The organism is Paracoccus sp. SSK6 (assembly GCF_039770665.1).
Taxonomy (GTDB): Bacteria; Pseudomonadota; Alphaproteobacteria; order Rhodobacterales; family Rhodobacteraceae; genus Paracoccus.
On sequence record NZ_JBDPNJ010000011.1, the window covers coordinates 14,602 to 29,419 of the forward strand.

Annotated in this window: 16 protein-coding genes; 4 read left to right on the top strand and 12 right to left on the bottom strand. The window is 66.8% G+C overall.

Annotated elements, in window-relative coordinates:
* The first annotated feature begins 96 nt into the window (after nt 1-96).
* Entirely contained in the window at nt 97-771 is a 675-nt protein-coding gene (locus AAIL68_RS09565; protein WP_347139553.1) for a DNA alkylation repair protein, read from the top strand.
* Here AAIL68_RS09565 and AAIL68_RS09570 read toward each other — a convergent pair.
* Entirely contained in the window at nt 759-1,262 is a 504-nt protein-coding gene (locus AAIL68_RS09570) for a hypothetical protein (RefSeq protein ID WP_347139554.1), read from the bottom strand. The two genes, AAIL68_RS09565 and AAIL68_RS09570, sit on opposite strands and share 13 nt — an antisense overlap.
* 110 nt (nt 1,263-1,372) lie before the next feature.
* Between AAIL68_RS09570 and moaA the strand changes: the two genes are divergently transcribed.
* Complete coding sequence (moaA, locus tag AAIL68_RS09575; protein WP_347139555.1) at nt 1,373-2,380, top strand: GTP 3',8-cyclase MoaA; 1,008 nt, start codon at nt 1,373-1,375, stop codon at nt 2,378-2,380.
* 70 nt (nt 2,381-2,450) lie between these two features.
* Here the strand turns inward: moaA and ispG are convergent, their stop codons facing one another.
* The 4 genes from ispG to AAIL68_RS09595 form a co-directional block, all read right to left on the bottom strand.
* Entirely contained in the window at nt 2,451-3,578 is a 1,128-nt protein-coding gene (gene ispG / locus AAIL68_RS09580) for a flavodoxin-dependent (E)-4-hydroxy-3-methylbut-2-enyl-diphosphate synthase (protein ID WP_347139556.1), read from the bottom strand.
* Between the two features lie 77 nt (nt 3,579-3,655).
* Nucleotides 3,656-4,318 carry a thiamine diphosphokinase gene (locus tag AAIL68_RS09585; RefSeq protein WP_347139557.1) on the bottom strand — a complete coding sequence of 221 codons (663 nt, stop codon included), beginning with the start codon at nt 4,316-4,318 and terminating at the stop codon, nt 3,656-3,658.
* A complete protein-coding gene (locus AAIL68_RS09590) occupies nt 4,315-4,527 on the bottom strand; it encodes a DUF2842 domain-containing protein (protein ID WP_347139558.1) in 213 nt (70 codons plus the stop codon). Before AAIL68_RS09590 ends, AAIL68_RS09585 begins: the two co-directional genes overlap by 4 nt.
* A gap of 75 nt (nt 4,528-4,602) precedes the next feature.
* Nucleotides 4,603-5,895: an adenylosuccinate synthase gene (locus AAIL68_RS09595; RefSeq protein WP_347139620.1), complete on the bottom strand. Its 1,293-nt coding sequence runs from the start codon at nt 5,893-5,895 to the stop codon at nt 4,603-4,605.
* 139 nt (nt 5,896-6,034) lie between these two features.
* Here AAIL68_RS09595 and ftsY point away from each other — a divergent pair, with 139 nt between their 5' ends.
* On the top strand, nt 6,035-7,051 hold the full coding sequence (gene ftsY, locus AAIL68_RS09600) for a signal recognition particle-docking protein FtsY (protein ID WP_347139559.1): 1,017 nt from the start codon (nt 6,035-6,037) through the stop codon (nt 7,049-7,051).
* A 48-nt stretch (nt 7,052-7,099) separates the two neighbouring features.
* Here ftsY and AAIL68_RS09605 read toward each other — a convergent pair whose 3' ends face one another.
* From AAIL68_RS09605 to hisS, 4 genes are all read right to left on the bottom strand, one after another.
* Entirely contained in the window at nt 7,100-7,369 is a 270-nt protein-coding gene (locus AAIL68_RS09605) for a DUF2171 domain-containing protein (RefSeq protein ID WP_306752513.1), read from the bottom strand.
* Between the two features lie 113 nt (nt 7,370-7,482).
* A complete protein-coding gene (gene hisG, locus AAIL68_RS09610) occupies nt 7,483-8,175 on the bottom strand; it encodes an ATP phosphoribosyltransferase (RefSeq protein WP_347139560.1) in 693 nt (230 codons plus the stop codon).
* Nucleotides 8,172-9,236, bottom strand: a complete 1,065-nt coding sequence (locus AAIL68_RS09615) for an ATP phosphoribosyltransferase regulatory subunit (protein ID WP_347139561.1) — start codon at nt 9,234-9,236, stop codon at nt 8,172-8,174. Before AAIL68_RS09615 ends, hisG begins: the two co-directional genes overlap by 4 nt.
* Nucleotides 9,233-10,714, bottom strand: a complete 1,482-nt coding sequence (gene hisS / locus AAIL68_RS09620) for a histidine--tRNA ligase (protein WP_347139562.1) — start codon at nt 10,712-10,714, stop codon at nt 9,233-9,235. Before hisS ends, AAIL68_RS09615 begins: the two co-directional genes overlap by 4 nt.
* Before the next feature lie 51 nt (nt 10,715-10,765).
* Between hisS and AAIL68_RS09625 the strand changes: the two genes are divergently transcribed.
* Entirely contained in the window at nt 10,766-10,984 is a 219-nt protein-coding gene (locus tag AAIL68_RS09625) for a SlyX family protein (protein WP_347139621.1), read from the top strand.
* Between the two features lie 75 nt (nt 10,985-11,059).
* Here AAIL68_RS09625 and pgi read toward each other — a convergent pair whose 3' ends face one another.
* The 3 genes from pgi to zwf are packed head-to-tail and all read right to left on the bottom strand — an operon-like array spanning nt 11,060 to nt 14,818.
* A complete protein-coding gene (gene pgi, locus AAIL68_RS09630; protein WP_347139563.1) occupies nt 11,060-12,670 on the bottom strand; it encodes a glucose-6-phosphate isomerase in 1,611 nt (536 codons plus the stop codon).
* Nucleotides 12,671-12,692: 22 nt separating this feature from the next.
* Entirely contained in the window at nt 12,693-13,364 is a 672-nt protein-coding gene (gene pgl, locus AAIL68_RS09635; RefSeq protein WP_347139622.1) for a 6-phosphogluconolactonase, read from the bottom strand.
* 2 nt (nt 13,365-13,366) lie between these two features.
* Nucleotides 13,367-14,818: a glucose-6-phosphate dehydrogenase gene (zwf, locus tag AAIL68_RS09640; RefSeq protein WP_347139623.1), complete on the bottom strand. Its 1,452-nt coding sequence runs from the start codon at nt 14,816-14,818 to the stop codon at nt 13,367-13,369.

Sequence of the window (14,818 nt, forward strand, 5' to 3'; positions counted from 1 at the left end):
ATTGCGCGGGTCTTTTACCGCTAGCACCCCCGCGTTGCCACCCCGTTCTTGCGCATGGCGGCCCGCCTTCCTAGAAGCGGCGGAACGGAGGCTGGAATGAACGAACTTGACGCGCTGCGGGCACTGGCCGACCCTGACAAGGCCGAACAGATGCTGGCCTATCACAAGGCGCCGCGCGCCTATCTGGGGGTATCGAACCCCCAGATCGACGACCTGGTGGCCGAATGGCGCGCGGGGCGGGACGTGGATGGACGTATCGCCTTGGCAGCAGAGCTGTGGGCCAGCGACATCCACGAAGCCCGCATTGCCGCAGCCAAGCTGCTGACCCAGGCGCGCATCCGCCCCGACGATGCCATCTGGTCGCTGATCGCTGGCTGGGCGGCCGATTTCGACGGCTGGGCCATCGCCGACCACGCCATGATCGCGGGGCAGAAGCGGCTGGTGGCCGACCCCGGCAGGCTGGACCAGGTCGAAACCTGGCTGGACCATCCGAACACATGGGCCCGCCGCGCCGCCCTGGTCGGCACCCTGCCTTGGGCCAAGATGAACAACCCCAAGCCGGATGACCTGGCCCAGCGCGAGCGCGTGCTGGACTGGGCGGCCCGGCTGGCGGAGGACCGTGACTGGTTCATCCAGAAGGCCATCGCCTGGTGGCTGCGCGACCTGTCCAAGCGCGACGCGCCCCGCGTCCGGGCCTTCCTAGCCGATCACGGCGCGCGCATGAAGTCCTTTGCGCGCAAGGAAGCCGCGCGGCTGGTTCAGGGCCGATAAACCTCGATCGTCGGCAGATCGGTCAGCGACACGCCCAGCAGTTGCAGCGCGGGCAAGGACACCTGCGAACCGCCGCTGGCCGGACCATCCAGCGGGATCAGGTCCACCTTGGCCGACTTGCCGGTGGAGGGATCCACGATCCGGCCTAGCCCGCGCTCCTTGACCAGCGGCGTCTTGATCCAGAACCCGCCCTCGGACGGATTGCCAAGCGAGGCGATGGTGCTGCCCAGCCGGACCTCGGCCGCCTGTGCTGGTTGCGCGGCGGCGGCGCGCTGTTCCGGCGTCGTGGTATCTAGTTGCGCAGGGGTGGCGCGGGCCGCTGGCCGAGGCGCGGGCGCGCGGGTGATGGCGGTCGCGGCGGCGACTTGTTCGCCGGTCATCTGCGTCTGCGGGGCCGCAGTGGTTCGGCTGGCCGTCATCGCCCCCTGGGTGCAGCCCGCCAGCAGCCCGGCGGTCAGGATCAGCGTCGTTAGGGCGGTGGTGATACGCATGGATTGTCCCTTCTGTCCCATATTCAGCTTCAACCTAGCCCGCATAAAGCGGCCCCGTCCACAGCCAGTCGCCGCTTGTCTGCGGCGCCCCGTGCCCCTAGATTGGGGACATGCAACAGGCGGCCCCTCTTATCGACCCCTTCGCGCGGCCGATCACCTATCTGCGGGTATCGGTGACGGACCGCTGCGATTTCCGCTGCGTCTATTGCATGGCCGAGCACATGCAGTTCCTGCCCAAGGCCGAGCTTCTGACGCTGGAGGAATTGGACCGCCTGTGCAGCGCCTTCGTGGACCTGGGCGTCCGCAAGTTGCGCATCACCGGGGGCGAGCCCTTGGTGCGGCGCAACATCATGTCCTTCTTCCGTGACATGTCGCGGCACCTGGGCGCGGGCCTGGACGAATTGACGCTGACCACCAACGGCAGCCAGCTTGGCCGTTATGCCAGCGAACTGGCCGATTGCGGCGTCAGGCGGGTCAATGTGTCGCTGGACACGCTGGACCCCGACAAGTTCGCGGCGATCACCCGCTGGGGCCGCCTGCCGCAGGTGCTTGACGGCATCCGCGCCGCCACTGCCGCAGGCCTGCGGGTCAAGATCAACGCGGTCGCCCTCAAGGGCGTGAACGACAGCGAGTTGTTCGACCTCGTCCGCTGGTGCGGGGACGAGGGCCACGACCTGACCTTCATCGAGGTCATGCCGATGGGCGACCTGGGGAACGAGGATCGGCTGGACCAGTATTGGCCGTTATCCGACCTGCGCGCCCGCCTGGCCGAGCGATTTACCCTGATCGACCTGGCAGAACGGACCGGAGGCCCTGCCCGCTATGTGCGCCTGCAGGAAACCGGCCAGAAGATCGGCTTCATCACGCCCCTGACCCATAACTTCTGCGAAAGCTGCAACCGCGTCCGCTTGACCTGCACCGGAGAGCTTTACATGTGCCTGGGCCAGGAAGACCGCGCCGACCTGCGCGCGCCCCTGCGCGCATCATCTGATGATATGGTCCTGAAGGACGCCATCCGCGCAGCCATTGCCCACAAGCCCAAGGGCCACGATTTCGACTACTCGCGTCAAAGCGTCGCTGGCCAGATGTCCCGCCACATGAGCCATACCGGCGGCTGAGCGCTTCTTCTTTGCACAAATACCCTCGGGGGACCGGGGGGCGAAGCGCCCCCGGCCACCGCGGGACGCATCACTCGGCGGCAGTCTGCGTGGCTTCCGCCTCGATCTTCTCGGCGCGTTCCTCGACCAATTGCACGATATGGTCGATCATCTGGTCGTTGCTCATCTTGTGGCTCTGCCGCCCAGCCATATAGACCATGCCGCTGCCCGCGCCGCCGCCGGTGAAGCCGATGTCGGTCATCAGCGCCTCGCCCGGCCCATTGACCACGCAGCCGATGATCGACAGCGACATGGGAGTCTTGATGTGCTCCAGCCGCTTTTCCAGCTTTTCGACGGTCTTGATCACGTCGAAGCCCTGCCGCGCGCAGGAGGGGCAGGAAATGATCTGCACCCCCCGCGTCCGCAGGCCCAGCGACTTGAGGATCTCGAACCCTACCTTGACCTCCTCGACCGGGTCGGCGGACAGGCTGACGCGGATCGTGTCCCCGATGCCCATCCACAGCAGGTTGCCCAGGCCGATGGCGGATTTCACCGTGCCGCCCACGAAACCACCCGCCTCGGTGATGCCCAGGTGGATCGGCGCGTCCGTCGCCTCCGCCAGCTGCTGATAGGCGGCGGCGGACAGGAACACGTCGCTGGCCTTCACGCTGATCTTGAATTCGTGAAAGTCGTTGTCTTGCAGGATCTTGATGTGATCCAGGCCAGATTCGACCATCGCGTCCGGGCAAGGCTCGCCGTATTTCTCCAGCAGGTGCCGCTCCAGCGATCCCGCGTTCACCCCGATGCGGATCGAACAACCGTGGTCCTTGGCCGCCTTGATGACCTCGCGGACGCGCGCCGCATCGCCGATATTGCCCGGATTGATGCGCAGGCAGGCCGCGCCCGCCTCGGCGGCCTCGATGGCGCGCTTGTAGTGGAAATGGATGTCAGCCACGATCGGCACCGGGCTTTCGCGGCAGATCTCGCGCAGCGCCCGCGTCGTTTCCTGATCGGGCGCGCTGATCCGAACGATGTCGGCCCCCGCATCGGCCGCCCGGATCACCTGGTCCAGCGTCGCGCGCACGTCATGGCCGTTGGTGTTGGTCATGGTCTGCACGCTGATCGGGGCGTCGCCCCCCACTGGCACGTTGCCCACCATGATCTGGCGCGACTTCCGGCGTTCGATATTGCGCCAGGGACGGATCGGGTTCAGCGACATGGAGGCCTCCGGGGTTCGCCCCTTGCAGATAAGCCATCCCGGCCAAGGCGGCAACCGCCGCACGGGGCTTTGATCAGTCAGGCCGGTAGGCGCAGCGCCGTCATCACGGTTCCCAGCGTGCTGCGAGGCAGCATCAGCAGCATCTTGCCCTCGATCCGCAGGGTCACGACCCCGTTCGCCATGTTGGAGGTGCCGACCCGTCCGCCCGGCGCGAACTCGATCCCCTCGATCGGCCATTCAAGGCCGGTGCTGATCCCGCGCGCCGGACCCATCGGGTAAAGCGACACGCGCGTCCCCGGCATCAGCGGCAGGGTCAGCCGGGGCGGCGCGACAAACACCACGTCATCGGATGCCAGCAGGATCACGAAAGGCCGGGGTGTGCTGGCCATGGTGGTCAGCGCCGACAGGGTATGGTCCAGCCGCAACCCGGCAAAGCCCACGGCCATCACGAAGGGCGCGGCGATCCGGGTCAGGCATTTGGAGAAATCGGTGCTGTCCTGTTCGGCCACATGGCAGATGCGCCCGGACGGGATCATGCGGCGGGCCTGTGACGTGATGCTGTCCAGATCCCCGATCACCCAGTCGGGCGGCTGGCCCAGGGCAAGCGCCCGGTCCGCCCCGCCATCCGCCGCCACCAGGGTGGGCGCCACCGCAAGCGCAGTCTGCAGGTCATAGGGCGTGGCCGTGCCGCCCCCGATCACCGTCACCCCCCGGTCCGAGATGACGACGGGCGGGATCATTCCCCGCGCCCGATGCCGGAAAAGACCCGCTTGAAGGGCAGCACCCACAGGATGCCAAGGCCCACATAAACCGCGACCTCGACCAGGATCGGCTGGCGGCCCCAGCGGGCATCCATCCAGTTGACCAGCGTCACCGCCGCAACGATGTAAAGCGGCAGCCCGATGACCAGGATCAGCAGCGACAGCCTCTTGCGCGTCTTCAGGTTCATCGCCGCCTCCCTTTCATCTTCTGTGGATAAATATCCCACGGGGGTCCGGGGGTGTGAAACCCCCGGCTTGCGCCCTCAGTCCGCAAAAGGATCCGTCACCAGGATCGTATCGTCCCGCTCGGGACTGGTCGAGAGCAGCGCGACAGGGCACTGGATCAGTTCCTCGACCCGGCGGACATACTTGATCGCGGCGGCCGGAAGATCGGCCCAGCTGCGCGCGCCTTGGGTCGATTCCTGCCAGCCTTCCATTTCCTCGTAGATCGGCGTGACCTTGGCCTGCAGCGCGGCGGCGGTCGGCAGATAATCGTATTTCACCCCGTCGATCTCATAGCCCACGCAGATCTTCAGCGTCTCGAACCCATCCAGCACGTCCAGCTTGGTCAGCGCGATGCCGTTCACGCCGCTGATCGCGCAGGTCTGGCGCACCAGAACCGCATCGAACCAGCCGCAGCGCCGCTTGCGACCCGTCACAGTGCCGAATTCATGCCCGCGTTCGCCCAGACGCTGGCCGTCCCCGTCGTGCAATTCGGTCGGGAACGGGCCTTCGCCCACGCGGGTTGTATAGGCCTTGACGATCCCCAGCACGAAACCGATGGCCGACGGACCCATGCCGGTCCCGGACGCCGCCATCCCCGACATGGTGGTCGAGCTGGTGACATAGGGATAGGTGCCGAAGTCGATGTCCAAGAGCGACCCCTGCGCGCCTTCGAACAGGATGCGCTTTCCGGCCTTGCGCGCGTCCGCCATGATCTTCCAGACGGGCTGGGCATAGGGCAGCAGCTTCGGCGCGACCTCCATCAGCTTTGCCTTCAACTCGGCCCGGTCAATGGGCTCCGCGCCAAGCCCCTGGCGCAGCGCGTCGTGATGGGCCAGCAGGCGGTCCAGCCGCGCGTCCAGCGTTTCCTCGTCGCCCAGATCCGCCACGCGGATCGTGCGGCGGCCGACCTTGTCCTCATAGGCCGGGCCGATGCCCCGCCCGGTGGTTCCGATCTTGGCCTTGCCCGCCGCTTCCTCGCGCAGCTTGTCCAGATCCTGGTGCAGAGGCAGGATCAGCGGGGTGTTCTCCGCGATCATCAGGTTGTCGGTCGAAATCTTGACGCCCTGTGCCGATAGCTTGTCGATTTCGGAAAACAGCGCCCAAGGGTCCAGCACGACGCCGTTGCCGATCACGGCCAGCTTGCCTTCCCGCACGATGCCCGAGGGCAGCAGCGACAGCTTGAAGACCGTGTTGCCGATGACCAGCGTGTGCCCGGCGTTGTGACCGCCCTGGAAGCGGGCGATCACATCGGCCCGTTCGCTCAGCCAATCGACGATCTTGCCCTTGCCCTCGTCGCCCCATTGCGCGCCGACAACCACCACATTGGCCATGAACGGTCCTTCCATTCGCCGAAAAATGTCCGGTGCAGGGTCTAGCGCAAGGCAGGGCGGGTTGAAAGCAGCGATTTGCCGCCCTTTTCCTTTCGGCCCGCAGGGATTAGGTTCACCGGCGAATTGGAAAGGTGCGCGCATGTCGTTTTTCACCAAATTGCGAGACCGGCTGACGCGATCGTCCTCGAAGATCGGCGAAGGCCTGGACGGCATCGTCGAGGCCGCGCCCGCCCCGGTCGCGGAACAACCGGCGCCTGCCGCCCCTTCGCCGGGCCTGGTGGGCCGCCTGTTCGGCACCGCCCCCGCCGCCGCGCGCCCCGAGGAACCGCGCCGCGCCCTGGACGACGAGATGCTGGAGGATCTGGAGGACATGCTGGTCCAGGCCGACCTTGGCGTCGATACCGCGCTGCGCGTGACGGCGAACATCGCCGAAGGCCGGATGGGCCGCCGGGTGTCGTCCACCGAACTCAAGGAACTGCTGGCCGGAGAGATCGCGCGCATCATGGCCCCGGTTGCGCGTCCCCTGCCTCTTTATCCGAAAAAGCCGCAGGTCGTGCTGGTGGTGGGCGTGAACGGCGCGGGCAAGACCACCACCATCGGCAAGCTGGCCAGCCAGTTCCGGTCTGCCGGAAAGTCGGTGATGATCGCGGCAGGCGACACTTTCCGCGCGGCCGCGGTCGAGCAGTTGCAGATCTGGGGTCAGCGCGCGGGCGTGCCGGTCATGGTCGCCCCACAGGGTAGCGATCCGGCCAGCCTCGCCTATGATGCCATGGTGCGGGCCGAATCCGAGGGCGCCGACCTGCTGATGATCGACACGGCGGGCCGGCTGCAGAACCGCCAGGATCTGATGGAGGAACTGGCCAAGATCGTCCGCGTGATCTGCAAGAAGGATCCGACCGCGCCGCACAATACCCTTCTGGTGCTTGACGCGACCACCGGCCAGAACGCGCTGAACCAGGTGGAAACCTTCCGCCAGCTGGCCGATGTGTCCGGCCTGGTGATGACGAAACTGGATGGCACGGCACGCGGCGGCGTGCTGGTGGCGCTTGCCGACCGCTTCGGCCTGCCGATCCATGCTATCGGCGTGGGCGAGCAGATCGACGACCTGGACGCCTTCGACGCGCAGGATTTCGCCCGCGCCCTGGTGGGACTGTAGGGGCCAAGGGATGCGCGGTCTGCGCGCATCCCTTCCAGGCACCGGGCCTCAGCCCGAGTGATTGACGGGCGAGCCGTCCTGTTCCTGGAACAACTGGCGCGCGTTGGCAGCGTCCGCCGACAGCCAGACCTTGCCTCCGTCGCAGGACGCCACCGCCGACAACTGGACATAGTGGTGGTGCTGGTCCTTCTGGCCGTGCTCGTCGTCCTTGCGGGTCATCTTGATGCGGTCGCCCTCGACGTGATCGACCTTGCCGACGTGAACGCCGTCCGCGCCGACGATTTCCATGTGTTCCTTGATCTCGCTTGCGTTGACCATGTCGGTTCCCTTTCCTTGCGGTGAGGCTGTCTCAACGCGCCACCGCCGGTTCCGATCCCCCGTCGCGGCTCATTGTTGTTCAAGGAACCGTCAAGGGCTGCCGGGGAATGGCTTTAAAAGGCGGCGTCGGCCAGTCCCAGCTTGGCGGCAAGGGCGCGCATCGGCGGGGTGGCCGCGGCCTGGCGGTTGGCGAACAGCGTCGCCTGGCTTTCCAGGATCACCGTGTCGGGCAGGATCTTCAGGTGGTTGGCGCGCAAGGTCTCGCCGGTGCTAGTGATGTCGGCGATTGCCTCGGCGGTCAGGTTCGCCACCGTGCCCTCGGTCGCGCCCTGGCTGTCCACAAGCTGGTAATCCGCGACTTCGTGTTTCGCCAGGAAGGCGCGGACCAGCCGGTGATACTTGGTCGCGATCCGCAGCCGAAAGCCATGCGCGGCCCGGAAGTCGCGGGTGATCGAGGCGAAGTCGTCCAGGTTCTCGCAATCGCGCCAGCAGTCCGGCACCGCCAGGATCAGATCGGCATGGCCGAAACCCATCGGCGCGATCTCGACCAGATCCGACCGCCAGCCCGCCAGCTTCTCGCGTACCAGGTCTGTGCCTGTCACGCCCAGTTCGATCCGCCCGGCCGCCAGTTCGCGCGGGATCTCGCCCGCCGACAGCAGGACCAGCGACACCCCGTCCGCGCCATCGACCCGCCCCGCATATTCGCGGTCCGACCCGCTGCGCGACAGGGTGACGCCGCGCGCCGCGAACCAGTCGAAGGTCTGTTCCATCAGCCGCCCCTTGGACGGCACGCCAAGCCGGATCATGCGGCCTCCAGTTCGGCAATCAGGCCTGGGCGGATGATGCCGCCGACCGCGGGAATGGCGCGGCCGCCGCGCCCCAGCACGGCGGTCAACGCGTCGTAACGCCCGCCGGATGCGACAGGCGGCCAGCCTGCACGCCCTTCGGCCAGAAAGCTGAAGGTGAAGCCGTCGTAATATTCCATCGTCTGCCGCCCATGGCTTGCGTCGAACAGCACGGTTCCGGGTGAAATGCCGCGATCCCCCAGCATCGCCGCGCGTTCCTCAATGCGGCGGATGGCGGGGACAAGATCGGGCCATTCCCGTGCCAGATCGGCCAGTGTCCGAACTGCCTCGGGCAAGGGCGCGCTGATGGCGAACAGCCGGTCCAGCCGGGCGATCCACGTCCCGTCCAGGGGGCTGGCGTCCTGATCCGCCTTCAGTCTTGCCATGCGCCGTTCCATTTCCTCCTCGGACCGCAGGCCTGTCCAGGCGGCAGCGCCTGGCGCAAAGTCGCGCGGCATCGCCGGGCGGCAGAAGCGCGCCAGAAGCCGGCTGAACCGCCCTGGCCGCCAGACGTGATGCAGCAGGGCGTCCTGCCGGGCATCGGACAACGGCAGGGCACGGATGGCATCCATCACCAGCCCCATATCGCCCGTGACCGCGCGCAGGCGCCACGGTGCCAGCAGCCGGTGGAACAGCGCAAAGATCTCGGCATCCGCTTGGGGGTCATGGGCGAACAGTTCGAACCCGGCTTGCAGATATTCGTTGTCGCGCGGATTGGCGGGGCGTTCGTCACCCGGATCCTGCTTGCGGAAGACCTCGCCTAGATAGCAGTAGCGCGCGGGCTCGGCCCCGCCCGCCATGTGCATCTGCACCACCGGCACCGTGAAATCCGGGCGCAGCATCACCTCGCCCCGCAGCGGATCGGTCGAGGTATAGGCGCGGGCGCGAATATCCTCGCCATACAGATCCAGCAGGGTGTCGGCGGGCAGCAGGATATCGGGCGCGACCTCGGCGGCGCCCGCGTCACGGAAGGCCGACAGGAACCGCTGGCCGATGGCCTGCTTGTCGCGCTTGGGGATCATCCGATGATCCGCCGCACTTCCGCGACCAGATCGGCGCGAGGCACCTCGGTCTGGGCAGGCTGCGCCTTCCATTCGTCAAGACTGGCCTCGGCAGCGATGCGCGCGCCCAGGACCAGATCCTTGACCTGCACCACACCGCGCGCGGCCTCGTCCCCGCCCTGGATGATCGCCACCGGGGCGCCGCGCTTGTCGGCATATTTCAACTGGTTGCCGAAGTTCTTGGGGTTGCCCAGATAGACCTCGGCCCGGATGCCCGCTGCGCGCAGGTCAGCAGCCATGGCCTGGTAATCCGCCATCCGATCGCGGTCCATGACCGTGACGACAACCGGCCCCTGCGCCTCGGCCCCCGCCAACCCCTTGGCGCGCAGCGCGGCCAGCAGCCGGTCCACGCCGATGGACACGCCGGTCGCGGGCACCTTCTGACCCGTGAAGCGCTCGACCAGACCGTCATAGCGCCCGCCACCCGCGACGGATCCGAACTGCCGCTTGCGGCCCTTCTCGTCCAGGATCTCGAAGGTCAGTTCCGCTTCGAAGACCGGACCGGTGTAATAGCCAAGCCCCCGCACCACCGAGGGATCGATGACCGCCCGATCCTCGGCCACGCCCATGGTGGCCAGCATCCGGGCGATCTCGGCCAGTTCGTCCACGCCCTCGCCCCCGATGGCGGACGCACCAACCGCCGTCCGCAGGTTGTCCAGCGTGGCAGCGTTGTCTGCGCCCTTCGAGGTCAGGAAAGCCAGCACCGGCTGGGCCTGGGTTTCCGTCAACCCCACGCCCTCGATCATCGCGCCGCTGTCGTCCTTGCGCCCCGTGGTCAGCAGGGCCAGCACGCCTTCCCGGCCAACCTTGTCGAACTTGTCGATCTGGCGCAGCACGTCATCGGCCTGATCCGCGCGGACCTCGGCGGCCTCCAGCACGCCGTTCAGAACCTTGCGGTTATTGATCCGCACCAGATAGTCGCCGCGCGCAATGCCCACGGCCTCCAGCGCATCGGCCAGCATCGCGCAGATCTCGGCATCCGCCGCGACCGACGCGCTGCCGACCGTATCCGCGTCGCATTGATAGAACTGCCGGAACCGCCCCGGACCCGGCTTCTCGTTGCGCCAGACCGGCCCCATGGCATAGCGGCGATAGGGGATCGGCAGATCGTTGCGGAACTGCGCCGCCACGCGCGCAAGCGGCGCCGTCAGGTCATAACGCAACGCAAGCCAGTCGCCGGACCCGCCGCCGGGTACGGCTTCCTCCTGCCAGGCAAAGACGCCTGCGTTCGGGCGGTCCACGTCGGGCAGGAACTTGCCCAGGGCCTCGACCGTCTCGACGGCGCTGGTTTCCAAGGGATCGAAGCCATGGCGATGATAGATTTCGGCGATCCGGTCCAGCATCGCCTTGCGTTCGGTCACGTCCGCGCCGAAATAGTCGCGAAAGCCCTTGGGCGTTTCCGCCTTGGGACGGGGCTGTTTTTTCTGATCTTTTGCCATGGTCCTGCCTTTCCGGCCAAATCCGTGGCTGCCTTAACCGACGGGGCCGATATGGACAAGGATACCGAGACGCAAATCCGCCAGCTTGAGGAAACGCTGGCTCACCTGACCCGCGTGACCGACGAGTTGCACGAAGTCATTGCCCGCCAGGACGGCGAGATCGCCCTCCTGACCCGCCGGGTGGAGATGCTGATGCGCTTTGCCGCCGAACAGCAGGCCGATGCCGAAGGCTCGATCCCCCTGGCCGATCAGCGCCCGCCGCATTGGTAAGCAGCAGGACTTCTTCTTTGCAAAAATACCCGAAGGGGCTGGCAGGCCCGAAGCGGGGGGCGAAGCGCCCCCGGCTTACCCGCGCATCTGCCGGAACAGACTTGCCAGATGCTCGGTCGAGGCATCATGCCCCGGCGCGGCTTCGCCCTTCAGCAGCGGCTCGACCTTCAGCGCCAGTTCCTTGCCCAGCTCGACCCCCCACTGGTCGAAGCTGTTGATGCCCAGGATGACACCTTCCACAAAGACGCGGTGTTCATACAGCGCGACGATCTGGCCCAGCGTAAAGGGTGTCAGCTTCTCGATCAGCAGCGTGGTCGAGGGCCGGTTGCCGGGGAACACGCGGTGACGCGCCTGCCGGTCCAGTTCCGCGCCTTCCAGCCCCTTGGCCGCCATCAACGCGCGCGCCTCCTCCAGCGGGCGGCCGCGCATCAGGGCCTCTGACTGGGCAAGACAGTTCGCGGCCAGCAGGATGTGATGGTGCGCCAATTCATCCTCATGCCCGCGCGCGGCCAGGATGAACTCGCAAGGCACAGGCGTCGTGCCCTGGTGGATCAGTTGATAGAAGGCGTGCTGGCCGTTGGTGCCGGGCTCGCCCCAGACGACCGGGCCGGACACGACCGTCAGGTCGCTGCCGTCCATAGCGACGCGCTTGCCATTCGATTCCATCTCAAGCTGCTGCAGATAGGCCGGCAGCCGCAGCAGGCGATTGTCATAGGGCAGCACGGCACGCGTCGGATAGCCGCAGACCTGGTGATGCCAGATGCCCACCAGGGCCAGCAGCACGGGCAGGTTTTCCGCCGGGGGTGCCGCGCGGAAATGCGTATCCATGGCAGCGGCGCCTGCCAGAAATTCATCGAAACGCTGATCCCCGATCGCCAGCATCAGCGACAGCCCGATCGGGCCCCAGACGGAATAGCGCCCGCCGACCCAATCCTCGAAGCCGAAAACGCGCGAGGGGTCGATGCCGAAAGCGGCGGTCTTGTCCGCAGCCGAGGACAGCGCGACGAACTGCGCCGCCGGATCCGTCACCACGCGGCCCATCCAATCCCGCGCGGTCTGGGCGTTGGTCATGGTCTCGATGGTGGTGAAGGTCTTGGACGCCACGATCACCAGCGTCGTCGCCGGGTCCAGCCCCTTCAGCGTGTCGGCGATGTCGGCGCCGTCCACGTTGCTGACGAAATGCGTGCGCGGCCCGTCGTGATAGGGCGCCATCGCCAGCACCGCCATGTAGGGGCCAAGGTCGGACCCGCCGATGCCGATATTGACCACGTCGGTGATGGTGCCGCCCTGCCCCGTGAAGGCGCCCGACCGCACATCGCGCGCAAAATCAGCCATGCGGTCATGGGTTTCCCGAACGGCGGGCATCACGTCCTGGCCGTCCACCACCACGCTGCCGCGCAGGTTGCGCAGGGCGGTGTGCAGGACGGCGCGGCCTTCGGTTTCGTTGATCTTCTGGCCGGTGAACATCGCCTCGCGGCGGGCAGCCAGGTCCGCCCCTTCGGCAAGTTCGACCAGCAGGTCGCGCGCATCCGCGTCGATGGTCGTCTTGGACCAGTCGAAGACCAGGCCGTCGGCTTCCGTGCAGAAGGCGCGGGCACGGTCGGGGTCGGCGTCGAACAGGTCGGTGATGCGGGTCTCGCCTTGCGCCTGACGATGGGACTTCAGGCGGCTCCAGATGTCGGTCATTCGGGAAGGCTCCTTCGGCTGCCTATTCGGCCCAGTGAACGGTCGCGTTGTCCAGGAAGGCGCGGATCGGCGCCTCGGTGGCGTCCAGCCTCGTGGCGCGCTCCAGGGCCTCGCGCTTCTCCGGGCCCATGATGAGGACATGGACGTTCATCGCATCGGCCAGGGCCGGGCGGGTCAGGGTGATGCGCGGCTCCTCGGCACCCTCGGCGCGGATCGGCAGGACCAGGGGGGCGTCCGTCGCCAGCCCCTCGGCCAGGCGGTCGGCGCCGGGGAACAGGCTGGCGGTGTGCATGTCGTTGCCCATGCCCAGCAGGACGACGCTGATCGGCAGATGCGGGCGGATCGCCTCGGCCAGAGGTTCCGCAGCCTCATCGGGCGTCGTGGCGCCGGTATACAGGTCGATATAGTTCGCCGTCGCCGCGTGGTCGCGCAACAGGTGGCGGCGCAGCAGGCGGCCGTTGGACCGCTTGTGTTCGCCGTCCACCCAGCGTTCGTCGCCCAGGAAAACCGTCACGCGCTCCCAGTCCAGATCAGCACCGCTCAGCGTCTCGAACACCAGGATCGGGGACGTGCCGCCGGGCACGCAGAGGCTGGCCGTGTCACCCGTGCGCAATTGCTGCGCCAGTTGCGAGGCCATCTGGTCTGCCAGCGACAGGGCCAGCATTTCCCGGTCGGGATATTCCTTGAAAGTCATGCTCATCCGCGAATCTCCCTCCATCGGCGGTTGTCGCGATGCATCAGGCGCAACGCTTCCTCGGGGCCAGAGGATCCGGCGTCATAGGGTTCCGGGCGGCGCTTGCTGTCCTCCCATGCGGCGATGATCGGGTCGGTCCAGGCCCAGGCGGCCTCGACCTCGTCGCCGCGCATGAACAGGGTCTGGTTGCCCCGGATCACGTCCATGATCAGCCGTTCATAGGCGTCCGGCATGTCGCTGCCGTCGGCGCCAAGCGCCTCGGCGAAGGACATGTCCAGCGGCACCTGCACCAGCCGCATTCCTCCCGGCCCCGGCTCCTTGATCATCACCTTGAGGTTCATACCCTCGTTCGGCTGCAGCCGGATGACAAGCTCGTTCGCCTTGGGCGCGCCGGTGTCGTCAAAGATCGAATGCGGCGGCTCGCGGAAGACGATGGCGATCTCGCTGGTGCGGGACCGCAGCTTCTTGCCGGTGCGCAGATAGAAGGGCGTCCCCTGCCAGCGCCAGTTCGAGATGCAAACCTTCATCGCGACATAGCTTTCGGTCCGCGAATCCGGGTTCTCGGAATCCTCAAGATAGCCGGTGGACTTGCCGTCCGCCTGATACTGGCCGCGCACGATGTCGCCCGGTGCGACCGGCTGCAATGCGCGGATGACCTTCAGCTTTTCGTCCCGCACGGCATTGGGATCGAAGTGATAGGGCGGCTCCATCGCGATCAGGCACAGAAGCTGCATCAGGTGGTTCTGGATCATGTCGCGGATCGCACCGGACTTGTCGTAATAGCTGCCGCGCCCGGCCACGCCCACGGTTTCGGCCACGGTGATCTGGACGTGATCGACGTATTGGGAATTCCACAGCGGCTCGAACAGGATGTTCGCGAAACGGACCGCCATCAGGTTCTGGACCGTTTCCTTGCCCAGGTAATGGTCGATCCGATAGATCTGGTCCTCGCGGAAATGCCGGGCCAGGGTGGCGTTCAGCGCGCGGGCCGATTCAAGATCGCGGCCGAAGGGCTTTTCGACAACGATGCGGCTGTTGGCGTCCGCGATGCCGTGGCTGGCAAGGCGGCTGGCGATGTCGCCGAACAAGGCGGGCGCGACCGAGAAATAGAAGGCATGAACCGCGTCCGGCCGCATCCGGGCCTTCAGTTCCTGCCAGCCGCCCTCGCCCCTGGCGTCGATCGGGGTATAGCCCAGCAGTTGCAGGAATTGCGCCAGCCGGGGGTCTTTCTTCTGCACGCCCGCGAATTCGACGATAGCCTTGGCCGCTTCCTCACGGAACACGTCGTCGTCCTGGTCGGTCCGCGCCGCGCCGATGATGCGCGAGGTTTCGGGGATCTGGCCCGCGACAAAGCGACGAAACAGACCAGGCAGGATCTTGCGCTGCGCCAGGTCGCCCGTGGCACCGAAAATGACCAGATCGAAGTCATCGACCGGAATGACGCGCGAGACCAT